Source organism: Winogradskyella psychrotolerans RS-3 (assembly GCF_000427335.1).
Taxonomy (GTDB): domain Bacteria; phylum Bacteroidota; class Bacteroidia; order Flavobacteriales; family Flavobacteriaceae; genus Winogradskyella; species Winogradskyella psychrotolerans.
In genome coordinates this window covers 16,422-39,186 of the sequence record NZ_ATMR01000094.1, presented here as the reverse complement: position 1 = coordinate 39,186, position 22,765 = coordinate 16,422, and the positions used below count along the sequence as shown (strand labels likewise).

24 protein-coding genes and 1 pseudogene are annotated in these 22,765 nt (G+C 33.2%); 16 read left to right on the top strand and 9 right to left on the bottom strand.

Features of this window, described 5'->3' with window-relative positions; all coding sequences use genetic code 11:
• Nucleotides 1-16 precede the first annotated feature (16 nt).
• From ADIWIN_RS07985 to ADIWIN_RS07960, 6 genes are all read left to right on the top strand, one after another.
• The gene (locus ADIWIN_RS07985; RefSeq protein ID WP_020898157.1) at nucleotides 17-277 is read left to right on the top strand and encodes a hypothetical protein; all 261 of its coding nucleotides are present in this window, start codon (nucleotides 17-19) and stop codon (nucleotides 275-277) included.
• Nucleotides 261-893: a nicotinamide riboside transporter PnuC gene (gene pnuC, locus ADIWIN_RS07980; RefSeq protein ID WP_020898156.1), complete on the top strand. Its 633-nt coding sequence runs from the start codon at nucleotides 261-263 to the stop codon at nucleotides 891-893. Before ADIWIN_RS07985 ends, pnuC begins: the two co-directional genes overlap by 17 nt.
• Complete coding sequence (locus ADIWIN_RS07975) at nucleotides 854-1,423, top strand: AAA family ATPase (RefSeq protein WP_040756728.1); 570 nt, start codon at nucleotides 854-856, stop codon at nucleotides 1,421-1,423. Before pnuC ends, ADIWIN_RS07975 begins: the two co-directional genes overlap by 40 nt.
• Nucleotides 1,420-2,976, top strand: coding sequence for a DUF4301 family protein (locus ADIWIN_RS07970; RefSeq protein ID WP_020898154.1), 1,557 nt, complete (start codon nucleotides 1,420-1,422; stop codon nucleotides 2,974-2,976). The genes ADIWIN_RS07975 and ADIWIN_RS07970 overlap by 4 nt, the downstream gene beginning before the upstream one ends.
• 2 nt (nucleotides 2,977-2,978) lie before the next feature.
• Complete coding sequence (gene arfB, locus ADIWIN_RS07965; protein WP_020898153.1) at nucleotides 2,979-3,383, top strand: alternative ribosome rescue aminoacyl-tRNA hydrolase ArfB; 405 nt, start codon at nucleotides 2,979-2,981, stop codon at nucleotides 3,381-3,383.
• 452 nt (nucleotides 3,384-3,835) lie between these two features.
• Nucleotides 3,836-6,052: a TonB-dependent receptor gene (locus tag ADIWIN_RS07960; protein ID WP_020898152.1), complete on the top strand. Its 2,217-nt coding sequence runs from the start codon at nucleotides 3,836-3,838 to the stop codon at nucleotides 6,050-6,052.
• Here ADIWIN_RS07960 and ADIWIN_RS07955 read toward each other — a convergent pair.
• Nucleotides 6,049-6,480, bottom strand: coding sequence for a hypothetical protein (locus ADIWIN_RS07955; RefSeq protein ID WP_020898151.1), 432 nt, complete (start codon nucleotides 6,478-6,480; stop codon nucleotides 6,049-6,051). The two genes, ADIWIN_RS07960 and ADIWIN_RS07955, sit on opposite strands and share 4 nt — an antisense overlap.
• Nucleotides 6,481-6,844: 364 nt before the next feature.
• On the opposite strand from ADIWIN_RS07955, the gene greA reads away from it, so the two are divergent.
• Entirely contained in the window at nucleotides 6,845-7,318 is a 474-nt protein-coding gene (greA, locus tag ADIWIN_RS07950) for a transcription elongation factor GreA (RefSeq protein WP_020898150.1), read from the top strand.
• A 102-nt stretch (nucleotides 7,319-7,420) separates the two neighbouring features.
• Nucleotides 7,421-7,810 carry an HIT family protein gene (locus ADIWIN_RS07945; protein ID WP_020898149.1) on the top strand — a complete coding sequence of 130 codons (390 nt, stop codon included), beginning with the start codon at nucleotides 7,421-7,423 and terminating at the stop codon, nucleotides 7,808-7,810.
• Nucleotides 7,811-7,813: 3 nt separating this feature from the next.
• Here the strand turns inward: ADIWIN_RS07945 and ADIWIN_RS07940 are convergent, their stop codons facing one another.
• Together ADIWIN_RS07940 and ADIWIN_RS07935 are read right to left on the bottom strand one after the other, a co-directional pair.
• Nucleotides 7,814-8,170: a hypothetical protein gene (locus ADIWIN_RS07940; protein WP_020898148.1), complete on the bottom strand. Its 357-nt coding sequence runs from the start codon at nucleotides 8,168-8,170 to the stop codon at nucleotides 7,814-7,816.
• A gap of 94 nt (nucleotides 8,171-8,264) precedes the next feature.
• Nucleotides 8,265-9,419, bottom strand: a complete 1,155-nt coding sequence (locus tag ADIWIN_RS07935) for a sensor histidine kinase (protein WP_020898147.1) — start codon at nucleotides 9,417-9,419, stop codon at nucleotides 8,265-8,267.
• A 204-nt stretch (nucleotides 9,420-9,623) separates the two neighbouring features.
• Between ADIWIN_RS07935 and ADIWIN_RS07930 the strand changes: the two genes are divergently transcribed.
• From ADIWIN_RS07930 to aat, 3 genes are all read left to right on the top strand, one after another.
• A complete protein-coding gene (locus ADIWIN_RS07930) occupies nucleotides 9,624-10,493 on the top strand; it encodes a flavin reductase family protein (protein ID WP_020898146.1) in 870 nt (289 codons plus the stop codon).
• A gap of 45 nt (nucleotides 10,494-10,538) precedes the next feature.
• Complete coding sequence (locus ADIWIN_RS07925) at nucleotides 10,539-10,916, top strand: DUF3127 domain-containing protein (protein WP_020898145.1); 378 nt, start codon at nucleotides 10,539-10,541, stop codon at nucleotides 10,914-10,916.
• A 254-nt stretch (nucleotides 10,917-11,170) separates the two neighbouring features.
• On the top strand, nucleotides 11,171-11,809 hold the full coding sequence (gene aat / locus ADIWIN_RS07920) for a leucyl/phenylalanyl-tRNA--protein transferase (RefSeq protein WP_020898144.1): 639 nt from the start codon (nucleotides 11,171-11,173) through the stop codon (nucleotides 11,807-11,809).
• On the opposite strand, the pseudogene ADIWIN_RS07915 reads toward aat, so the two are convergent.
• Nucleotides 11,790-12,354, bottom strand: a pseudogene (locus tag ADIWIN_RS07915) (DNA-3-methyladenine glycosylase I). The gene aat and the pseudogene ADIWIN_RS07915 sit on opposite strands and share 20 nt — an antisense overlap.
• A 242-nt stretch (nucleotides 12,355-12,596) precedes the next feature.
• On the opposite strand from ADIWIN_RS07915, the gene ADIWIN_RS21840 reads away from it, so the two are divergent.
• Nucleotides 12,597-12,842: a thioredoxin domain-containing protein gene (locus ADIWIN_RS21840; protein ID WP_020898141.1), complete on the top strand. Its 246-nt coding sequence runs from the start codon at nucleotides 12,597-12,599 to the stop codon at nucleotides 12,840-12,842.
• A 47-nt stretch (nucleotides 12,843-12,889) separates the two neighbouring features.
• Nucleotides 12,890-13,210 (top strand): thioredoxin family protein, encoded by a 321-nt coding sequence (locus ADIWIN_RS21835; RefSeq protein WP_020898140.1) that lies wholly within the window; start codon nucleotides 12,890-12,892, stop codon nucleotides 13,208-13,210.
• Nucleotides 13,211-13,343: 133 nt separating this feature from the next.
• On the opposite strand, the gene ADIWIN_RS19510 is transcribed toward ADIWIN_RS21835, so the two are convergent.
• The 5 genes from ADIWIN_RS19510 to ADIWIN_RS07890 form a co-directional block, all read right to left on the bottom strand.
• Entirely contained in the window at nucleotides 13,344-13,523 is a 180-nt protein-coding gene (locus ADIWIN_RS19510; RefSeq protein WP_020898139.1) for a hypothetical protein, read from the bottom strand.
• Nucleotides 13,524-13,600: 77 nt separating this feature from the next.
• Nucleotides 13,601-14,008, bottom strand: coding sequence for a hypothetical protein (locus ADIWIN_RS19505; protein ID WP_020898138.1), 408 nt, complete (start codon nucleotides 14,006-14,008; stop codon nucleotides 13,601-13,603).
• Between the two features lie 149 nt (nucleotides 14,009-14,157).
• A complete protein-coding gene (gene truB / locus ADIWIN_RS07900) occupies nucleotides 14,158-14,880 on the bottom strand; it encodes a tRNA pseudouridine(55) synthase TruB (protein ID WP_020898137.1) in 723 nt (240 codons plus the stop codon).
• A complete protein-coding gene (locus tag ADIWIN_RS07895; protein WP_020898136.1) occupies nucleotides 14,881-15,672 on the bottom strand; it encodes an undecaprenyl-diphosphate phosphatase in 792 nt (263 codons plus the stop codon).
• 62 nt (nucleotides 15,673-15,734) lie between these two features.
• Nucleotides 15,735-16,757: a LacI family DNA-binding transcriptional regulator gene (locus ADIWIN_RS07890; RefSeq protein WP_020898135.1), complete on the bottom strand. Its 1,023-nt coding sequence runs from the start codon at nucleotides 16,755-16,757 to the stop codon at nucleotides 15,735-15,737.
• Nucleotides 16,758-16,877: 120 nt separating this feature from the next.
• Here ADIWIN_RS07890 and ADIWIN_RS07885 point away from each other — a divergent pair, with 120 nt between their 5' ends.
• From ADIWIN_RS07885 to ADIWIN_RS07875, 3 genes are all read left to right on the top strand, one after another.
• Complete coding sequence (locus ADIWIN_RS07885) at nucleotides 16,878-19,544, top strand: TonB-dependent receptor domain-containing protein (RefSeq protein WP_020898134.1); 2,667 nt, start codon at nucleotides 16,878-16,880, stop codon at nucleotides 19,542-19,544.
• 73 nt (nucleotides 19,545-19,617) lie between these two features.
• Nucleotides 19,618-20,934, top strand: coding sequence for an MGH1-like glycoside hydrolase domain-containing protein (locus tag ADIWIN_RS07880; protein WP_020898133.1), 1,317 nt, complete (start codon nucleotides 19,618-19,620; stop codon nucleotides 20,932-20,934).
• 122 nt (nucleotides 20,935-21,056) lie between these two features.
• Entirely contained in the window at nucleotides 21,057-22,763 is a 1,707-nt protein-coding gene (locus ADIWIN_RS07875) for a sodium:solute symporter family transporter (RefSeq protein ID WP_020898132.1), read from the top strand.
• Nucleotides 22,764-22,765: the final 2 nt, after the last annotated feature.

The following is a 22,765-nucleotide window of genomic DNA, read 5'->3' as shown; positions in this document are numbered from 1 at the left end:
TAGTAAAATAACTACAATGAAAATATCCATCGAATTACAATTATCACCATTAAAAGACGATTATGAACCTCATATTATTGATTTTATAAAACACTTACGTGCTTCTGAATTTACGGTTTTAGAAAACCCTCTGAGCACTCAAATTTATGGTGATTACGATACTCTAATGCCGTTTTTAACTCAAGAAATAAAACGCTCATTTTCAGAAATAGATATTGCCGTATTGCAAATGAAGATTGTAAAGACAGACCGAAGTGATTATGAACCACATTTTTGATTTTCTATTTTCACAATACTCAGGTTACGAAACCAGTGATGTTGTATTAGAAATTGTAGCCGTTATTTTTGGTTTTTTATCAGTTTGGTATTCCAAACAAAATAAAATTCTTGTTTTTGCGACAGGAATGATAAGCACCCTCATTTTTGTTTATCTACTCCTAAAGTGGGAACTCCTTGGAGATATGATGATTAACGCTTACTACTTTTGTATGAGTGTTTATGGTTGGTATATCTGGACACGCAAAGTAGATGCAACTCACGTTACTCAAATATCAAAAACCACTACAAAAGAAAAAATACTAAGTCTTGTTATATTTATCGCAACCTTAATATTTGTATTCATTGTTTATAAAACATTTGACAAGTGGAATAGTTGGGTGGCTTATGTTGATACTATAACAACAGCCATATTTTTTGTAGGGATGTGGTTAATGGCAAGACGAAAATTAGAAAATTGGATATTCTGGATTATAGGAGATGTGATTTCTGTACCTTTATATTTCTATAAGGGATTTACGTTTACAAGCTTTCAATATTTAGGATTTACAGTAATAGCAATATTTGGTTATTTAGCATGGAAAAAGAACTTAAACAACAACCTTCAAACTGTATAAAAGTAGTTTTGTTTGGACCTGAATCCACCGGAAAAACAACACTTTCTAGACAGTTAGCCAAACATTACAATACGGTTTGGGCCCCAGAATATGCTCGCGATTATTTGCAAGAAAAATGGGATAATGAACAGAAAACTTGCGAAACAGAAGATCTATTGCCTATAGCAATTGGACAAATGAAACTTGAAAATGAATTAGCAAAACAAACGGATACGGTGCTAGTTTGCGATACTGATTTATTAGAAACTAAAGTCTATAGCGAAGCGTATTATAAAGGCACATGTGACCCAATTTTAGAAACTTATGCTCTAAAAAATTCTTACGATCTTTACTTTTTAACTAATATTGATACTCCTTGGGAGCCAGACGACTTACGAGATAAACCCAATGACCGCGAAGCTATGTTTAACGCTTTTAGGAATGCTCTAATAGAACACAAAAAACCTTATATACTTTTAAAAGGGACTAAAAAAGAGCGACTAGAACTAGCAGTTAAGCATATTGATAACTTATTAATGAACAAGATATGAGTTTTACTGAAAAAGATATTAACCAAATAGAATCTAACGATTTAACCTTAACAGGAATTAAAAAACAAATCGAGATTTTTGAAACTGGAATTCCATTTACAAATGTTTCAGATGCTGCTACATTGAATAACGGAATTATGCCATTAAATAATTCTAAAATTGAAGCGTATGTTGCCCTATTTGAAAATGAGAAAGACAAAAAATCGTTATTAAAGTTTGTTCCTGCTTCTGGAGCTGCAACACGAATGTTCAAATTTCTGTTCAAATTTGTCAGCGAATATAATTCCAATGAGCAATCTTTAAATTCATATATTAATAAAAACAATCTTAGAGAGTTATCATTATTTATGGTGGGCTTAGAGAAGTTTCCATTTTATAACCAAGTATTAGGATTGCTAAAATCTAATGGAATAGATTATGAAGGCTTATCTAATCAAGAAAAGGTGTGGTATTTTGCAAAGGCTATGCTAGATGAAAATCAACTCAACTTTGGAAACCAACCCAAAGGATTACTTCCTTTTCATGATTATAAAAATAACCATATTTCTACAGCATTTGAAGAACATCTTTACGAAGCAGCAATGTATGCTTCAAGCAACGGGTTAGCTAAACTTCACTTTACAATTTCTGAAATTTATGAAAATAAGTTCATCAAAGAATTTAAAAATATTCAGAAACATGTTGAACAAAACACCGGAGTAAAATTCGATATATCGTTTTCATTCCAACAACAATCAACCGATACTATTGCCGTAACGTTAAAGGATAGACCTTTTAGAGAATCAGATGGTTCGTTAGTGTTTAGACCTTCAGGACATGGTGCTTTATTAAAGAACTTAAATGCCTTAGAAGCGGATATTATTTTCGTTAAAAACATTGATAATGTTGTCGTTTATAAATATAAAGATGAACTCGCTAAATATAAAAAGGTATTAGCAGGAATCTTAATCGAATTACAAACTAAAGCATTCGAATATTTACACGAATTAGAATCAAAACAGGTTGATGAAGGTACTTTAGTCGCTGTAGAGAATTTCTTAACGCACAAATTAAGTATCAAAATATCCGATGAGTATAAAAAATATACCGATCGTTATAAGATTGAATATTTACAAGAAAAATTAAACCGACCAATGCGAGTTTGTGGTATGGTTAAAAACGAAGGTGAACCTGGTGGTGGCCCGTTTTGGGTAAAAGACCACAAATCTAACCAATCGCTTCAAATTGTAGAGTCGGCACAAATTAATTTAAACGATCTAAAACAAGAAGAAATTCTTAGAAATGCTACCCATTTTAATCCCGTAGATTTAATCTGTGGTGTTAAAAACTATAAAGGTAAAAAGTTTGATTTAGAAAATTATGTAGATCATAATGCCGCTTTTATAACCCAAAAAACGAAAAATGGTAAGGATTTAAAAGCATTAGAATTACCTGGACTTTGGAACGGGAGTATGGCACATTGGAACACCATTTTTGTTGAAGTGCCAGTCATTACATTCAACCCAGTAAAAACAGTAAACGATTTACTGAAATCACTACATCAAATTAAATAGTAGTGGATCTAACTTTACTTAAATCTGAATTAACCTATAAATACGTCCGAAGCTCAGGCAGCGGAGGCCAACATGTAAATAAGGTGTCTTCTAAAGCCGAATTATATTTTGACCTTCATAATTCTGCAGTTTTTAACGACGATGAGAAACAAAAGCTTTCCGAGTTTTTCAATAAGCGCTTAACCAAAGAAAACATCTTAATTTTAGCCTGCGACGAAAGTCGAAGTCAATTTAGAAACAAAGCCTTAGTCACGCAACGCTTTATAGCATTGATTGAAGAGGGTTTAAAAGAAGAAAAAATACGTATTCCAACAAGAATTCCTAGAGGAGTTAAAAAGAAACGTTTAAAAAACAAACGCATAAATGCTGATAAAAAAGCAAATCGGAAACCGCCAGAACTAGAATAATGAGGATTGGATAGAGAAGCATCTATACATCAATTAAATTTCTCGACACAAATTTTTCAACAAACTTACACTCAGACTTTCAGTTACATAACAATTAAAAAATTAGCAATTATTTACTTGTCAGTTATCAATTGTTATTATCTTTGCGGCGTTCTCAATAAAGGGGTGCCAATAAGTGGCTGAGATCATACCCATTGAACCTAGAACAGGTAATGCTGTTTAGGAAACGAGCTAAGAAAATGTCCAGTGGACATTTTTAGCGAGTGCGATAAGGTTATCAATTATTGTTTTTCCAATTCTGAATTTTGATCTGTTATAATTTAATTATATAGGAACAATTTCAAAAAGGAAAAAAGCAATATTTAACTATCGTATAAGCATTATGCTCACAATAATTAATTATTTACCAAGAATAATGACCTCTTTTTATTCGATTATAAATTTATAGTCGTATGAAAATTTTATTCAACAATCTCTCAAAAAAAAGTAGGCAGAGGTTAACACTTTCAATTGCATTTTTAGGAATTTGTTCAGCTTATGGACAAGAAAAACAACAAGACTCAACCAAAGTTGAAAAACTAGACGAAGTTCTGGTAAGAGCTGTAAGAGTGGATGCTAAATCACCCATTACACATTCTAATGTGACCAAAGAAGCTTTAGCTAAACGTAATTTAGGACAAGACATTCCGATGTTATTGAACTTCTTACCTTCGGTAGTAACGACTACAGATGCGGGTGCAGGAATTGGTTACACTGGCATTAGAGTTCGTGGTGTAAGCTCACAATCTACCAATATTACTATTAATGGTATTCCGTATAATGATGCAGAATCTTTAGGAACGTTTTGGGTTAACCTTGGAGACTTTGCTTCTTCAACGGAAAGCTTACAATTACAACGTGGTGTTGGAACCTCAACAAATGGCTCTGGAGCTTTTGGAGCTAGTATTAATGTATTGACAGATGCTATTTCAAAAGATGCTTCAGGCGAAATTTCTAATTCATTTGGAAGTTATAACACTAGAAAACATACCGTAAAATTCAGTACGGGCCTCATGAATGATCATATTGAAATCGCTGGTCGTTTATCAAATATCGCTTCAGATGGTTATATCGATCGTGCTTCAGCCGATTTAAAGTCCTATTTTTTACAAGGGTCTTATGTCGATGACAACACCTTAATTAAAGCCATCACTTTTGGTGGTAAGGAAGTCACGTATCAATCTTGGAATGGCTTAGAAGATTTAGATAAACTCGAAAACGACCGTACGTATAATACAGCAGGTGAATACACCGATAATAACGGAAACCTTCAATTTTACGATAATGAAGTCGATAATTACAGTCAAGATCATTACCAACTACATTGGAATCAACGTTACGACAACCAATGGTCAACCACATTGGGGTTAAACTACACCAAAGGTCAGGGTTACTTTGAACAGTACAAAGAAGACGAAGGGTTTGACGATTATGGTTTAGACCCATTAGACTTCAATGGTGACATAATTAATGAAACCGATTTAATTAGAAGACGTTGGTTAGATAATGATTTTTATGTTATCAATGCTAACGCTAACTATAAAGACGATAATCTTAATTTAATTTTCGGAGGTTCTTTTAGTCATTATGATGGTGATCATTTTGGTGAAGTGATTTGGGCAGAATATGCCAGTCAAACAGAAATAAGGGATCGTTATTATGATGGAAATAGTATAAAAAATGACTTATCCCTTTTTACGAAAGCCAATTACAGACTCAACGAAAAAATAAGTTTGTATGGAGATTTACAAGTTAGAAATGTCACTTACAAAACGACTGGTACAACCTCTGATCTTGTAGAATTTGCAGTTGATAAAGATTTTACATTTTTTAACCCAAAGGCAGGAATTACCTATTCATTAAATACTGACAATGACTTATATTTCTCATATGCTAGAGCCAACAGAGAACCAAACAGAACCGATTTTGAAAGTGATCAGACTATAAAGCCTGAACAGCTTAATGACTTCGAACTAGGTTGGAGACATAAAAAGAACAATTTGAGTTTTAGCGCAAACACTTACTTTATGTTTTACAACGACCAATTGGTATTAACTGGAGAATCTGACGATGTAGGAAATCCTATTAGACAGAATGTAGATAAGAGTTACCGTATAGGGTTAGAGCTCGAAGCTATTATTCCTATAACTCCTAAATTAACGTTGCAACCAAATATGACAATTAGTGCTAATAAAGTAGATGAGCTAAGCCTTTCTTTTGATGGAGAATCTCAAAATTTAAGCAATACAGACATTTCATTTTCACCAAGTTTAGTTGCGGCTAATGCCATCGTTTTTCAACCTCTTGAAAATCTACAAATGTCCTTATTAAGCAAATATGTTGGCGAACAATTTATGAGTAACACAGAAGCTAAATCCTCTAAATTAGACAGCTATTTTATTAATGATTTCAATATTAACTATACTTTAAAAACAGATTCTATATTTGACGCTATTGTATTTTCAGGCTTAGTCAATAATATTTTTAATGTAAAATATGTGTCTAATGGCTACTACTACACGTATGATGATAGTTGGTCTAATCCAGGAAGTATTGCAACTATTGAAGGAGCCGGTTTTTACCCACAGGCAACGACTAACTTTTTGGTTGGTGTGACGTTGAAGTTTTAATTACTAACATAATAACTATTATTCCCGATAGCTTCAACTCTGTATGGTTTTAACGTACAGGGTTGAGCGTTATCGCCTAGTGCTGTCCCCGTAATTAAACTATACTCATTACCATCTTCACAGCCACAAACCGCATTTAAACCTACTATTGTTAATTTAGAACAAGATGAAGAAGTATGGTTAGGATCTGCACCATCCCAAGCTAAAATTGAATCTGCATTGGTTCGCACTAAAATGATTCCGTTATTCCCATAACCGTTTACTCTAACTGCATTCACAGGGAACAAAAGTTGATTATACTGAGGAAGATTAAGATTCACGGTTAGATTAACTCCAACATCCAATAAATAGTTACAATTATAGATAGGATCGTTTTTACTACAAGCTAAAACGACAATACAACTTAGCATTAAAAATAATTTCTTCACAGGTTTAATTTTTTTTAATAGTTTGAAATTTAGTGAATTGAAAATCCAAATCGTCTAGAGCCACGAGGACACTCACTTTCTTGTTTAGCTTTCAAATTATTAACATTTTTTCTAAATTTTAACTTCAATTTTTGAAGGGCAATTTACTATTAATTCAACAATACGGTAAATATTTTATATATTTGCGTAGTAATCTCGTCAGCGCGAGGTTTTTTTTATGCTAACATTATAATTATACAATAACAAACTTCTAAAAAGCACATAATATCTACAGTCATTTTTGAGCCTGTCTGATTTTCAGACAGGCTCAAAAATGATAAAGAACCTGCTAATTAGATCGCGTTATATTTAAAACGATTAAATTATGAGTAAAGTATCTTATTACACAGCTGAAGGTTTAAAAAAACTAAGAGAAGAGTTAAACCATCTTAAAGATGTGGAACGTCCAAAGGCATCACAGGATATTGGTGAAGCAAGAGACAAAGGAGATTTAAGTGAAAATGCAGAATATGATGCTGCAAAAGAAGCACAAGGCATGCTGGAAATGAAAATTTCCAAAATGGAAGAAATTTTATCTGGAGCACGAGTTATTGACGAATCGCAACTAGATTTAACTAAAGTTTTAGCTTTATCTAAAGTTAAAATTAAGAACCAAATTAATGGTATGGAAATGACCTATACTTTGGTTGCCGAAAGTGAAGCTGATATAGCCACAGGTAAAATCTCAGTGAATTCTCCTATTGGTAGAGGTTTATTAGGTAAATCTGTAGGAGATACTGCGGAAATACAGGTACCAAGCGGTATTATGAAATTTGATATTCTAGAAATCTCTAGATAGAAAAGTTCATATTTAAGGTAGATTATCAAAGTTATATTGCAAAAAAGGATTCCTCTTTACAGGAATCTTTTTATATTTATAAAACACATTAATTACTAGATTATGGCAACACTTTTTACAAAAATAATTTCAGGTGAAATACCATCGTATAAAGTCGCCGAAACTGACGATTTCTTAGCGTTCTTGGATATCAATCCAAACTCTAAAGGCCATACACTTTGCATTCCTAAAAAAGAGGTTAATAAAATTTTTGATTTAGACGAAGCCACTTATTTAGGGTTAATGAAATTTTCGCGTCGTGTTGCAATTGCCTTAGAACAAGCCGTTCCTTGCGAACGCGTTGGCATGTCTATAATTGGTTTAGAAGTTCCACACGCACATGTGCATTTAATTCCTTTGCACACTATGGAGGATGCTCGTTTTACAAACAAACAAAAAGTAACACCTGAAGAGTTTAAGGCTATAGCCGAAAAAATTGGATCGTACTTGTAATACTTATTTTGAAAATACTCCCGTTGCAAATAAGATAATTGCAATTAATACTAAAACAGATAAACTAATTAAAGCCCATGCAATTGGTTTTAACTTAGTAGACTTCGGTTTCCTTTTAAGTCCTCTATTGTGATAATCTACAACGCGCTCAATATCATCTGTCCAGCGAATAGGAAAAATTTGCACCTCACAGTTTAAACAAGATAATTGACTTACTGTTTCGTCAGTTATAGCCTTGTAAAATTTAGTTTCAATTAATTTTTGCTTCAACGTAAGTTCTAAACTATCGTTAGAATAGCATTCAGGACAGTTATTACCTATCCTGGCTTCTTTTAAAGTGAAAAATCGTGAAGAATTCATCGTCAAATTTAAACTAAAATTTCAACATTTCAATTTTAAAGTTTTTTTCAAACGTGTCAAGTTCCTAAAAGGTGCCCATAGTCTTTAAAACAAACTAAACCTGCCTCAACAAAATTTGTATGGTAGTTCCATTTCCGATTTCCGAAGTTAATACTTTTATTTTCCCGTTGTGATAATCTTCTACAATGCGCTTTGCTAAAGACAAGCCCAATCCCCAACCTCGTTTCTTAGTGGTATAACCTGGTTCAAAAATTTTAGTGAACGACGATTTAGGAATTCCTTTTCCTGTATCTGAAATATTAATGAATACTTGATTTTCAAGCTGTGTAAGTTCTAGTTTTAAATCGCCTTTACCTCTCATAGCATCAATAGCATTTTTTACGAGGTTTTCGATGGTCCAACTATAAAGTTCTTCATTCAAGTTAATTGGTATTTCGCGATCTGGTATAACAATTTCAAAATTAATTAACTTCGACGATCTTGATTTTAAATACTCGTAAGACGATTTGGTAACTTCAACAATATCTAAATTTTTAAGTGTAGGCACCGATCCTATTTTACTAAAACGTTCCGTTATAGTTTGAAGCCTATCAATATCCTTTTCTATTTCTAGAATATACTCAGGGTTTACGGCTTCAGTTTTTAAAATTTCTGCCCAACCCACAAGCGACGATAAAGGCGTCCCAATTTGATGTGCAGTTTCTTTCGCCATACCTGTCCAAAGTTTGTTCTGTTCAGCAATTTTGGAACTTCGGTAAAAGAAATAAACAACGGCTCCGAATAATAGTATAATGAGTAGCAATGCTAAAGGATAGTATTTTAGCTTATTGAGTAATGGTGAATTTCCGTAATAAATAAATTGCTTGGACGTCGTCCCCATATTAACTTCAATCCGTGTGTTTTCACCCTTAAATTTATCAACTAGTTTTTGCACCTCTATAGGACTTGATAGCAAGGATTCGTCGATATTTCTAGAAGTGCTAAGTTCACCATTATTATCAATTACTAAAACCGGAGTACTAATTATAGTTTCTGTAATCACATGGCCAGTGACTTCATTAACTTCATCATTTGCCTTTATTGTTCCTATATCTATCAAAGCCATAGACCAGGTTTTCATTTTAGAACGTTCTTCTGCTTTAAAATTTTGAAAAAACGTATAGGTGTTCCAAAGGATAAGTGAAATAATAATAAAAGATGAAATAATAATAATCCAACGGATTATATTTCGGTTGAAGCTAAAGGTCATTGGTTAATTAAATTTCATGTGTTTAAAACAATAAACCACATTCTGTTTGCTATTAATTATTTATTTGGATGCTAAAATTTTTAGCATCCAAATTTCAATTTTAAATATAATGCAATTATGTTGATATTATTGTTCTAATACTGCGGTAAAATACTTTTGTCCCCAACCTAATATAATTATATTTGTTAAAAACCAGCATACTACATGGCTACATTTGACCCTCAAGACCTTACAACAGGCATTTTACACGGCTTTTTATTAAGCGCTGTCGCACCAAGACCTATTGCCTTTGCGAGTACTGTTGATAAAGATGGTAAACCCAATTTATCTCCTTTTAGCTTTTTTAATGTGTTTAGTGCCAATCCACCAATTTTGGTCTTCTCTCCAGCAAGACGCGTTAGAGACAATACCACAAAACACACATTGCATAATGTTGAAGCTACCAAAGAAGTCGTTATTAATGTGGTGAATTACGATATGGTACACCAAACTTCTTTAGCAAGTACTGAATATCCTGAAGGCACAAACGAATTTGAAAAAGCAGGTTTATCTATGCTACCTTCAGATAAAGTAAAACCCTTTAGAGTCGCAGAATCTCCTATTCAATTTGAATGTAAAGTAAACGATATTATTTCTTTAGGTTCTGAAGGAGGTGCAGGTAATTTAGTGATCTGCGAGGTGGTAAAACTTCACATTTCTGACGAGGTTTTAAACGCTGACCAAACCATAAACCAAGAAGCCTTAGATTTAGTAGCAAGAGCTGGCGGAAGTTATTATAGCAGAGCTAAAAAAGGGTTTTTCGAAATCCCTAAACCTCTAGCATCTATGGGTATTGGAGTCGATAACATGCCAGACGACGTAAAAAACAGTATGATTTTAACAGGAAATAACATTGGAATGTTAGCAAATGTTGAAGCGTTGCCAAATACAGACAATGTTAATAAGTTTATTGATGACATTAGTGAGCGATATCCAGACATTAAAACGGCATCTCACAGAGAAAAACACAAGTTGGCTCAAAATTATTTGAGCTATGGAGACGTAGAAAGTGCTTGGAAGTTATTACTTTCGTAGTCTGAAAATATTTAAGTATTATAATAAATTATAGATTAAGCAAAAATGGAAGTACAAGGACGAATTAAGATGGTAGGTGAGACTCAAACCTTTGGCAGTAACGGATTTAGAAAAAGGGAGATTGTAGTGACTACAGAAGAGCAGTATCCACAACATATTATGGTGGAGTTTGTTCAAGACAAATGTGATTTACTTAATAGCTACCAAGCTGGTCAGCAAGTTAAAATTAATATTAACTTAAGAGGTAGAGAATGGGTAAATCCACAAGGTGAAACTAAATACTTTAATTCTATACAAGGTTGGAGAATTGAAGCTGTGCAAGCGCAAGCTGCAAGTGGAGATATGCCTCCAGTACCACCAACAGAAGCTTTTGAGCCTGTTAATGATTTAAACGAAGGTGACAACGACGATTTACCTTTCTAAATAAGGAAGATAGACACATATAAAAAGACTTGTTTTTAATTTAAAACAGGTCTTTTTCTGTATATAGTCTCAAACAAAAAAGTCCTGATGGTTAGTCAGGACTTCATACTTTGGTTTTAGGTTAGACCTTCATAAAAAGCAATGATGAACAAAAAATATTTGATAAAGGTCTACTCAAATATCAACAAAAATCTTTTAACATCAAAGTCAAGTCCTTAATTTTAAATACTTAAATGCCAACTCAATTTTAACTGATGTACTTTTTAACTGATAAAATAGAATTTCCAGATGTATCTGAAGCCTCCGCTGAAGGACTTCTAGCTGTTGGCGGAGATTTATCTCCAGAGCGCTTATTACATGCATATTCTAAAGGTATATTTCCGTGGTTTCAAGATGAAGAGCCTATACTTTGGTGGTCGCCAGATCCACGGTTTGTTTTGTTTCCAGAAGATTTAAAAGTCTCTAAAAGCATGACGCAAGTACTAAAAAAAGACAATTTTAAAGTTACGATAAACAAAGCGTTTAAAGCTGTAGTAGAAAATTGCGCCAAAGCAAAACGGAACGACCAAGATGGTACTTGGATTACGGATAACATGGTAGACGCTTACTACAAATTACATCAGCTAGGATATGCTAAATCTATTGAAGTTTGGCAAAATGATGAACTCGTTGGCGGCTTATATGGTATTGAAATTACCGATTCTGTTTTCTGTGGCGAAAGTATGTTTGCTAAAGTGAGTAATGCAAGTAAAGCGGGTTTTATAACCTTTATTCAAAATTCTAATTACAAATTAATTGATTGTCAATTACACACCAAACATCTCGAGAGCTTAGGCGCTAAAGATATCTCAAGAGCTGAATTTATAAAACACCTTAAACCTCATGATATCTAAAACAAGAAGCTTCATGGTCATTTACCATACCTGTGGCTTGCATCTGTGCATAAATCACAGTAGACCCCACAAATTTAAATCCACGCTTCTTTAAGTCTTTACTTATCGCATCGCTCAGTGGAGTATTTGCGGGAGCCTCTTTATAGATTTTTACGTTATTTTTTATCGGTGTTCCATCTACAAAATTCCATATATATTTAGAAAATGATCCAAACTCTTCCTGAATTTCCATAAAAGCTTTTGCATTGGTAATTGTAGCATTCACTTTTAGTTTATTTCTAATAATTCCAGCATCTTGTAATAAGTCTTCAACTTTAGAAGCATCGTAATTTACTATTTTCTTATAATCGAAATTATCGAAAGCTTTTCTAAAATTTTCACGCTTTTTTTAAAACAGTAATCCAACTTAATCCAGCCTGAAACGTTTCTAAAATTAAAAATTCAAATAATCTAGCATCATCATAAACAGGAACTCCCCATTCTTCATCGTGATAGGCTTCATATAACGGATCACCAACACACCAACCACATCTGTTTTTACTCATCTTGTAAGGAAATTTATTTAGTAAGAATTAATTTATACGTTTTCTGTTTAGGCGAAAATTAAGAATTTTAAAATTAAATGAAAGCTTTTTTCTAGTTGCATAGCATCGCTACTCGACTCTAAAAAGACAAAATTTAAGTTTAAAAGAACAATTTTTTAGCGAATAGAAAGGGTCTAAATTAGTTCTCGACTAATGTAACAACTGTTGCATAAAAAACGGCAATAGATTCTTATTTTTATCCTATGGAAACAGATACACTCACATTAAAAGATATCATCTCAGAAAGTCTAAATAAAAGTATGACTTATGCTGAATACAGAAACTTAGTTACCACATTAGTTGAAGACAAATCAACTACCGGAACCGACCAATCAGACGCCTTGGTTGAATACACATACCTTAACGACAGACGTATGAGACGTTGGGATAAAACCGCAAAAGTTTCGGACGCCGCGAATATTAAGATTGCAAATTTTGATAAAAAATAACCTGGTTAGTTATTTCGGAAAGTTGGTGTGGAGATGCTGCGCATATTATGCCCATAATTAATAAAGTAGCTGAGCTCAATGGTAATATTGACTATAAAGTGGTACTCAGAGATGAAAACGAAGCACTAATGGATCAGTTTTTAACTAATGGAGGAAAATCAATTCCAAAGTTAATTATGTTAGATACCGAAACCAATACTGTTATAGATTCATTTGGACCACGACCTACGGTTGCCACAAATATGGTGCAAGCTTACAAAGCTGAACATGGCATGTTGACTCCAGAATTTAAAGAAGATTTACAACGTTGGTATAATAAGGATAAAGGGCAATCTACTATTGAAGATTTGGTTGGCTTATTAAAATAAGTTAGAAATTTTGGCAGTTAAGCAAAGTCACATTCAGTGCCTGAGAGTAATCGAGGTTGGTAACTGAGCGTGGTTGCTTTCGGTGGCTGAGCGTAGTCGATTTTGGTAGCTGAGCGTAGTCGAAGCCACTATTTTATTTCCCTTTAAATAAAAAGGTAATCGTACCTAATTGCTCTTTCTTGTCTGACGCATCAAACTGAACGGTTTCAGCATAAGAAATCGCATGATTTATTAAACACTGATTATCAGAATTAGAAGCCCCATTAATATAAGCATCAATAACATCACCTGCTCCATTAACTCTAATACTCACTACTATTTTCCCACCACTTTCGCATAAATATCGTGGTGTTTTATAATAGGTTAATGTTCTACCTTTTAAAGAGTAGGTTAGTGTACTTTTTGTTTTGGCGTGCTCGTCTGCTTGTTTTTATTTTTAAGACGCTGTTTTAACTCTTCCTGAAGTTTTTTATATGATTCTGTGTCTTCAGAATTTAAAGCATAAGCATTACTACCTGCATACGATTTGGTAATGCTTGTTTCCTCTTGCACGTCTTCACTTGCCTTAGCTTCTTCCATGGCCTTTGTTGTGCGTTCAAAATCATTAGCGCTAACGGTTTTAAAGTTACGCATCATCTCTTTATACTCTTGGTCTTCGTTAAACGCTTTGTTTGTAGATTTTGCGTTTATAGCTTCTATATCCTGAAGGTCTTCTTTTGCGATTTCAGGCTCTGGCTCCATGAGATAGTAGCTTTCAGAAATTAAATCCTGATGACGTTTTAACTGAATGCTAAACATACCAAAGACTACAATTCCTGCTAAAAGAAATGTAATTATTGCGGCTTTATGTTGATCAACAAAATTCAGTATAAAATAGTTTTAGTCTATTAATAGATACGAATATAATGAAGAAATAGATTAAGCACCAACCTTAAACCCTTGTTAAATCAGTCTTTAGAAGGTAAATTGGCTATAAAATCTTCTGGAGTTAGCGCATCGTCAACTTTAAAATCTCCAATACGCGTGCGTCGTAATGATGATAAATGTGCACCAGAATTTAAAGCTTTTCCGAAGTCGTTTGCCAAAGATCTAATGTAAGTTCCTTTACTACAAACCACTCTAAAATGTAATTCTAGGCTACTTGTACTGAGCGCAGTCGAAGTATTAATTTCAGTGATTTCAAATTCGGTAATTTCTACTTGTCTCGATTTAATTTCGACCTCCTCACCTGCTCTTGCAAATTCGTATAATCGTTTTCCATCTTTCTTAATCGCAGAAAACACTGGTGGAAATTGATCTATCTGACCTATAAATTGTGGAATTGCATTCTGTATCAATTCGTCTGTAATATGATCCGTCGGAAAAGTTTCATTGACTTCTGTTTCTAAATCAAACGAAGGTGTGGTTCCTCCTAAAACAAACGTCCCAGTATATTCTTTTTCCTGGCCTTGAAAAATGTTGATTTGCTTGGTCATTTTTCCAGTACAAATCACCAATAAACCAGTAGCTAATGGATCTAAAGTCCCGGCATGACCTACTTTTATTTTTTTAATATCGAAAGCATGTCTAATTTCCCAGCGCAATTTATTAACCGCCTGAAAAGAGGTCCATGTTAATGGCTTGTCTATGAGTAAGACTTGTCCGTTTATGTAATCTTCTTTAGTTTTCATTTATACGAGAGACCAAATTATAGCAATAACACCAACAACTACACAATAGATAGCAAAATACGATAACTTACTTTTTTTCACTAAAGCAATCATCCACGTACAAGCAAATAAACCGGCAACAAAGGCGGCTATAAAACCGACGCTTAAAGCTGTTATATTAGAACTGTCATAGGTTAATTCACCTCCTAAAAGGTCTTTTGCAATCTTACCAAATATTAAAGGCACCACCATTAAAAATGAAAAACGTGCGGCTTTGGTTTTATCGTTTCCTAATAATACTGACGTCGAGATTGTTGCACCAGAACGCGAAATTCCTGGCAGCATAGCAATAGCTTGAGAAACACCAATTATAAATGCATTAGAAAATGTCACCTTTTTCTGTGTGTCTTTAGCTTTATCTGCTAAGAATAAGAGAATCGCTGTAACAATAAGCATACAACCTACAAGCAAAATATTTCCGTTAAAAAGTTGTTCTAATTCTTCTTCAAAAAAGACACCAACAATAACAGCTGGCAACATGGATAAAGCGATTTTTGAAATAAATTGAAGGTCTTCATTCCATTCAAATTTTAAAACACCTTTTATAATTTGCAGAATATCTTTTCTAAAAATAACCATCGTACTTAATGCTGTAGCAAAATGAAGTACAACCGTAAATAACAAGCTTTCTTTTGGTACAGAATTATCACCAAGAATGGCTTTTCCTATTTCTAGGTGACCGCTTGAGGATACAGGTAAAAACTCAGTAAGACCTTGAATAATTCCTAATATAATTGCATCTATAATTTCCATGAGACAAAAGTATCAAATATGTGCAGATACATGGCAAAAATAAGTAAAATGAGTGTTATTTCTTAAACTATAAATGTTGAGTTTCTAATAATTAAATTACTTCGTATTTCTATCGTTTTATTCATATGGGTATCGTTAGGATTATTTATTTCTTCTATTAAATATTTAACGGACGTCGCTCCTATTTTTTGTCCCGGCTGATCAACTGTAGTTAGCTTAGGTTCAATAATCGTAGAATTTAATGAATTACTAAACCCTACGACTGCGATCTCTTCAGGAATTTTCACATTAAGTTTCTTTAGCGTTTTAATGACACCAATTGCAGCATTATCTGTGATAGCAAATATGGCATCCGGTTTTTGCTTTAAGCTCATTAAAACATTTGTCATTCGTTTTCCCTGAATTATTGAAATATCGTCTACACTCAATATAATTTTTTCATCAATGGGTAAATTATGTTCTTTTAATGCTCTTAAATAACCTTCAAATCGCTTTTCAGAATTATAAGAAAATTCAGATTCCTTAATAATAGCAATTCTCTTTTTTCCAATATTTATAAGATGTTCTACCACGTTATAAGCGGCTTCCTCTTCGTTAATAACCACTTGAGTACAGGGTATTTTATTAGATGCTTTATCAAATAAAATTAAAGGAAGTGTATTCATTAATTTTAAAATTGAACTGATATCTCTCGTCATTTTTGATATCGACATTAAAACACCATCTACACCAAATTGAATCATAGTATTAAGCATTTCGGTTTGTTTATCTACATCATTATTAGATTCTGAAATAATAACACGATAACCATGAAGGGAAGCTTCTTCTACGATTCCTCTTATTAATGTGGTTGTAAAATAATGTGTAATGTCAGGTACAATAACACCAATAATATTTGTTTTATGGGCTCTAAAACCTTTTGCAAAAATATTGGGAATGTAATTTAAATCCGAAGCCAACTGTTTGACTCTTTTTTTTGTTGTTTCACTGATATCTTGATGGTCATTTAGAGCTCTAGATACCGTAGAAATAGATAATTGGAGTTTTTCAGCAATCTCTTTTAGGGTTGGAATTTTACTTTTCATCTAATTTTAACTTTCGCAAACGTTTGCGGTAACGTTTGCGTGGTAATTTCGTAATATTTATTGCGCAAACTTAACGATTTGATAATAAATTTACACTGTAAACAACAAAACAATAAATAAATGAAAAAATCTCTACTAGCATTTGCACTGTTTCTAAGTGCATTTACTGCTTTTTCGCAAACAGAAATTAGCGGAAAAGTCACTGATGCATCTGGCATGCCCATTATGGGAACCAATGTTATTATTAAAGGAAGCACTTCTGGTGCAATAACTGATTTTGACGGGGAATTTACTTTTACCACAACTTTATCAGGAGAACACATTATTCAAATCTCTTATATAGGGTTTGAAACTTTTGAAAAAACAATTAATTGCGATGGTAGTCCTGTTACAATCGACGCTGTATTAGTTGAAGGAGGAAATACTTTAGATACGGTTGTACTTACAGCATCTTCTACGTTTAGATCTCAAAAAGATACACCAATGTCTATCAGTTCTGTAAAGCAAAAAGAAATCACGAAACTTTCTGCAAATAGCCAAGCGGATATTTTAAGAAGCATTCCTGGAATTACGGCCGAAGGTGGTGGTGGTGAAACAGCAACCAATTTATTTGTTAGAGGTTTGCCTTCTGGTGGACAATACGTTTTTAATCCACTTCAATATGATGGTATGCCATTAATGAGCACGTTTGGATTAAATTCTTCGGCTCATGATGTTTACGCTCGTCCTGATATTGGGTTTAAAGGTGTAGAATTTGTAAGAGGTGGTGCTGCGGTACTTTATGGTGCTGGTTCTGTTGCTGGTATAATTAATTACACAAGTAAAACAGGAGATACCAATGAAGAAAACATTATCAACCTAGAATATGGTACTAATGGCAGGTTAAAAACAGATTTTTACACTGGTGGAAAATTAGGTGGAGAAGACTCTAACACCTACTATGCTTTAACTGGATTTGTAAGAAAAGATAATGGACCAATTGATACAGGTTTAGATACTAGAGGATTTCAATTAAGAGCTAACATTAAGAAAAAGTTTGATAATGGTTCTTTTACCATCCATGGTCAATTTATTAATGATAGAGCTCAGTTTTTTATGCCGCTTCCCTTAGATGGTGGTTCTAGAGAACGTCTTGCTGGTAACGATGGAGACGATGTTGAATCGTTGTTGTCTGGAGAATTAGCAAACACGTCATTTTTAACACCAGGTGGTGCATATGAAAGTCCAATTGATGATGGTGTTTACACAAAAGGAGGATACCTTTTAGCTGATTTCGACTATAATTTAAGTGATAACCTCAAGTTTAAATCAAAAGTAAAATACGCCAATTACCAACATAATTTTGCATTATACGTTGGTGGTGATGGTAATTACGGAAACCCAATTACAATTTCAGATTATATAGAGGCCGTTGCACCAGGAAATACAGGATTTAGTGCAACGTACCAAGGTGGTTCTGGCGATCAGATTAATGGTAACGATTTAGTCGTAGAAAACTTACATATCGATAGGTTAAGACCTATGACAGATTATTCTGGTGAAGCTAGCTTAATTCTAAATTCAGATAACGGAAATCACACTTACACAGTTGGTACTTTTTTAGCGAGAACAGAAGCTGAAGATGTAAATTATCAATACAGAGTCTTGTCTGAATTTAATAATAATCCGCGATTAGTAAATTTAAATTATGCTGATGCTACTGGAGGAAACGTAGTCTATTCAACAGGTGGTTTATACAATAGAATAGGAATGACTTCTAATAATTTTTTAGAACAAAGTAGAACCGCTTTTTATATTACTGATGAAATGGTTTTTGACAAATGGCGTTTTGATGTTGGCTTACGTGTAGAATCTACTAAAGGAACATTTAGAAAAGGTAATGTTACGGAGAGTCAAGTTTATACTGATGGTGACTTAACAAGTGAATTGCAAAATGTTCGTTTTGCAGATGGTACATTTACAACAGGAGAGATTGAAGCAACAGATTGGGCTTTATCATTAGCAGGTTTATATGAGTTAACAGAAGTTACCAACTTATACGCTAATTTCTCAAGAGGATTTTTCTTTCCTCAACAACGTGGTTTTGCTCCAACACCAGGAATAAGAGAGACAAACTATGAAGCAGAAACGATTATTCAAGGAGAAGTAGGTGCTAAATTTGGTACGTCGAAATTCTCAGGTTCTGCAGCAGTATATTATGTAGGATTAAGTGATCGTATTCGTATTGATCAAGCGATTGTTAGTGGAGAATTAGTAGACCAAGGACGTAGCGAACAGTCTACAAAAACGATAGGTTTAGAAGCTACAGGAAACTATAGATTTACTGATTATTTATCTGCAAATGCGACAATTACTTATCAAGATCATGAAATCTCTACAAACCAAACGGAAGATTTAGTTAACGGAGGTATTGTGACTATCAATGAAGGTAACGAAATAGGAAGACAACCAAATATCTTAGGATCAATTGGTTTAAACTACGATAACCGTAAACTAGATGCTAATTTCACATTAAACCATACTGGAGCAAAATTTACAGATGATTCTAACAATGTAGAATTAGATGCTATAACAATTGCTAGAATTGGGGCTGGTTATACTTTTGAAACAGAAGGTAACAACAGCCTTAGAGTTGGTTTTTCAGTATTCAACCTATTTGATAGTGCAGGACTTACAGAAGGTAATCCAAGAGCTGGTATTTCAGGACAATCTGGAGATGGAGACTTCTTCGTTGGACGCCCAATTTTACCAAGACGATTTTTCCTAACCTCAACATTTAATTTTTAAATAATAATTAATACAGAAAGCATTGACAAACTTCATATGGTCAATGCTTTCTTTTATATCTCAAATATCTATCATGACAAATAATGATTTAATTAAAAAAGCCGAAACTGTTCTTAATAACAACTTTAAAGAAGACAAAGGGTTTACTATTCCTTGTGAAGGCTTGTATCCTTTTCAATGGAATTGGGATTCTGGTTTTATTGCCATAGGCCAAGCGCATTACGATACCACTAAAGCAAAACGAGAAATCGAAGCTTTATTAAGTGCCCAATGGGAAAATGGATTTATACCACACATTGTTTTTCATAATGATAGTGACACGTATTTTCCTGGTCCAGATTTTCACCAATCTAAACTACATCCTTTAGCTTCAAAGAGTCATAGAACTACAGGAATGACGCAACCTCCTGTTTTAGGTTTTGTTCTAAAAGAAATCTATAATATTATAGATGACAAAGAAGACATATTAAATTTCATTAAACTTAATATTGATAAGGTTTATCATAATCACGAGCATTTTTACACACATAGAGATCCTAATAATGAAGGTTTAGTTTACATATACCACAATTGGGAATCTGGTACAGATAACTCTCCTATTTGGGATGATATTTGGGAGACTATGGATCCTCCAAAATATAAATTTGAACGAAGAGACACTACACATGTAGATGCGGCTCAAAGACCAACAAACAGAGAATATGATTACTATTTGCATCTTATAGAAATTGCAAAAGCACACAATTATGATGATGCTAAAATTGCAGAACTATCTCCTTTTTTAGTTCAAGACCCATTGTTTAATACCATGCTTATAAAATCTAATGCGGCATTAATTGAGCTTTATGAATTAATTGGTAATTCTGAAGATAAAATTAAAACATTAAAGCAATGGCAAATTAAAGCTATAAAACGATTTAATGAAAAGTTATATAATGAAAAACTTGGTGCTTACGTGCATTACGATCTTAGAAACGAAAAACAATTAGAGCACATATCGTCATCGTCATTTACTCCATTGTTTGCTGGTATACCCAGTAAAGAAAGAGCAGACACTCTTGTAAAAACACTGATGGATAAATTTGGTACTGATGATAAATACTTATGTGCATCATTCGATCCAGAAAGTGATCGATTTAATCCTAAAAAATATTGGAGAGGCCCTGTTTGGATTAACCTCAATTGGATACTTTATAGAGGCTTAAAATCTAATGGCTTTGATGCTATTGCAGAGCGTGTAAAGGAAGAATCTATTTCATTTATAAAAACATATGGATTTTATGAATATTTTGATCCAAGAAAAGAAGTAAAAGACAATGCAGGTTATGGAGGTAATAACTTCTCATGGAGTGCCGCTTTACTAATCGATTTACTTAAATCTGAAATTTAATTCCGTTTTTTTTTACACATTTCTGAGTATTAATGGCATCAGAACAACTTATGCCATATTAATGAGTAATTTAAAACACGATTAAAAATATTCTGTTTAAATACAATTAAAAATAAATTAACATGAATTGGCTAGATTATACAATAATTGCCGTTTATCTCGTAGGCTTCATAGCTATGGGTTATTTCTTTAAAGAGAATAAAAATTCAAAAGATTATTTTCTTGGAGGTAAGAGTCTTGGTTGGTTTCCTTTGAGTTTGTCTACAATGGCTACTCAATTATCTGCTATTAGTTTTATTTCTGCACCAGCATTTGTTGGTCTTAAAGCCAACGGAGGTATGAAATGGTTAACGTTTGAGTTTGGCGTGCCATTAGCTATGATTGGAATCATGTTTTTTATAATCCCACCTTTATACAAATCAGGAATTGTAAGTATTTATGAATATTTAGAACGTCGTTTTTCAAAATCTACAAGAAAATTAATTAGTGTCGTTTTTCAAATAAGTCGTGCTTTAGGAACCGGAGTTATGGTTTATACTATGGCTTTAATTATACAGTCTGTCGCTGGTATAAGTTTTCATTGGACTTTACTTATAATAAGTGTAGTAACCTTAGTTTACTCGTATCAAGGAGGTATGAAAGCTGTAGTTTGGGGAGATGCCATTCAAATGATTATTTTATTTTCTGGCTTAATAATATGTTTAATTATAGGCTATTCTTTATTGAAAGACACCGGAACGTTTAAAGGTTTTGATCCTGAGCGACTTCAAGTAATCGACTTTTCTAATCTAGGATTCTTTGATGGAGAAGAATATGGATTTTGGCCAATGCTTTTAGGTGGTTTCTTTTTGTATTTATCATATTACGGTACAGATCAAACACAAGCACAACGCTTGTTGTCGGCGAAAGATGAAGGTACCATTAGAAAGTTATTATTAGCCAATGGTTTATTACGGTTTCCTGTAGTTCTGGTTTATAGTATAATGGGATTAATTATTGGATATTTGGTGAGTAATGTTCCTGATTTTTATGAAAGTATAAGAGAAACAACACGTATATATTTTCCTGCAGAATTTGCAAAATCAGGTATTAAACCAGATCTAATGGTGCCTGTTTTTATTACTAAATATTTACCAAACGGCCTTATCGGAATTTTAATGGTAGGTATTATGTCTGCTGCAATGTCTTCATTAAGTTCTACAATTAATTCATTGAGCGCAGTAACCATCGAAGACTTTTTTAATAGTGGAGAAAAAAAGCTTTCAGAAAAAAAATACATGCTTATATCTAAAGGCTTAGTTGTGTTTTGGGGAGTTGTTTGTATTATGGCAGCTTACCTTTTTGGTAATAGTGAAAGTACCGTTATCGAACTCATCAATGCTATTTCTTCTTTATTTTATGGACCAATATTAGCAGCCTTTGTTATTGCTATCTTTTTAAAGAAAGTGAATCATATTGGTATGAATGCAGCCATAATAACAGCTGTAGTTGTAAATCTTGTCTTTAAATATTTACCCGAATTAGTATACCTTTTTAATCAAGGAAGCTTCTATTCTGGCGACATATCGATTCATGCAGCCTTAGCAGAACTAGGCATCCATAATATTCCGGATTTATTTTGGATTTGGTATAACCTAACTGGTTTTGTAATAGCACTAGTAGTGGCCATCATTGTAAGTAAATTAACAAGCAAAATTCCCGCTAAACAAATGGAACTTTCCTATACGTTTCATAAAAAAGATCTATTGAAGAAAGAGAGTATCATATTAATGTCCTTTTTTGTACTCATAATTGTAGTTAGCTATTTTCTTCCAAACCTATTAAGTTAGAT

Coding starts and splice junctions, on each gene's coding strand:
- ADIWIN_RS07985 (WP_020898157.1), top strand. CDS start 17: ATGAAAATATCCATCGAATTACAATTATCACCATTAAAAGACGATTAT.
- pnuC (WP_020898156.1), top strand. CDS start 261: ATGAACCACATTTTTGATTTTCTATTTTCACAATACTCAGGTTACGAA.
- ADIWIN_RS07975 (WP_040756728.1), top strand. CDS start 854: ATGGAAAAAGAACTTAAACAACAACCTTCAAACTGTATAAAAGTAGTT.
- ADIWIN_RS07970 (WP_020898154.1), top strand. CDS start 1,420: ATGAGTTTTACTGAAAAAGATATTAACCAAATAGAATCTAACGATTTA.
- ADIWIN_RS07960 (WP_020898152.1), top strand. CDS start 3,836: ATGAAAATTTTATTCAACAATCTCTCAAAAAAAAGTAGGCAGAGGTTA.
- greA (WP_020898150.1), top strand. CDS start 6,845: ATGAGTAAAGTATCTTATTACACAGCTGAAGGTTTAAAAAAACTAAGA.
- ADIWIN_RS07945 (WP_020898149.1), top strand. CDS start 7,421: ATGGCAACACTTTTTACAAAAATAATTTCAGGTGAAATACCATCGTAT.
- ADIWIN_RS07940 (WP_020898148.1), bottom strand. CDS start 8,170: ATGAATTCTTCACGATTTTTCACTTTAAAAGAAGCCAGGATAGGTAAT.
- ADIWIN_RS07935 (WP_020898147.1), bottom strand. CDS start 9,419: ATGACCTTTAGCTTCAACCGAAATATAATCCGTTGGATTATTATTATT.
- ADIWIN_RS07930 (WP_020898146.1), top strand. CDS start 9,624: ATGGCTACATTTGACCCTCAAGACCTTACAACAGGCATTTTACACGGC.
- ADIWIN_RS07925 (WP_020898145.1), top strand. CDS start 10,539: ATGGAAGTACAAGGACGAATTAAGATGGTAGGTGAGACTCAAACCTTT.
- aat (WP_020898144.1), top strand. CDS start 11,171: ATGTACTTTTTAACTGATAAAATAGAATTTCCAGATGTATCTGAAGCC.
- ADIWIN_RS21840 (WP_020898141.1), top strand. CDS start 12,597: ATGGAAACAGATACACTCACATTAAAAGATATCATCTCAGAAAGTCTA.
- ADIWIN_RS21835 (WP_020898140.1), top strand. CDS start 12,890: ATGCCCATAATTAATAAAGTAGCTGAGCTCAATGGTAATATTGACTAT.
- ADIWIN_RS19505 (WP_020898138.1), bottom strand. CDS start 14,008: ATGTTTAGCATTCAGTTAAAACGTCATCAGGATTTAATTTCTGAAAGC.
- truB (WP_020898137.1), bottom strand. CDS start 14,880: ATGAAAACTAAAGAAGATTACATAAACGGACAAGTCTTACTCATAGAC.
- ADIWIN_RS07895 (WP_020898136.1), bottom strand. CDS start 15,672: ATGGAAATTATAGATGCAATTATATTAGGAATTATTCAAGGTCTTACT.
- ADIWIN_RS07890 (WP_020898135.1), bottom strand. CDS start 16,757: ATGAAAAGTAAAATTCCAACCCTAAAAGAGATTGCTGAAAAACTCCAA.
- ADIWIN_RS07885 (WP_020898134.1), top strand. CDS start 16,878: ATGAAAAAATCTCTACTAGCATTTGCACTGTTTCTAAGTGCATTTACT.
- ADIWIN_RS07880 (WP_020898133.1), top strand. CDS start 19,618: ATGACAAATAATGATTTAATTAAAAAAGCCGAAACTGTTCTTAATAAC.
- ADIWIN_RS07875 (WP_020898132.1), top strand. CDS start 21,057: ATGAATTGGCTAGATTATACAATAATTGCCGTTTATCTCGTAGGCTTC.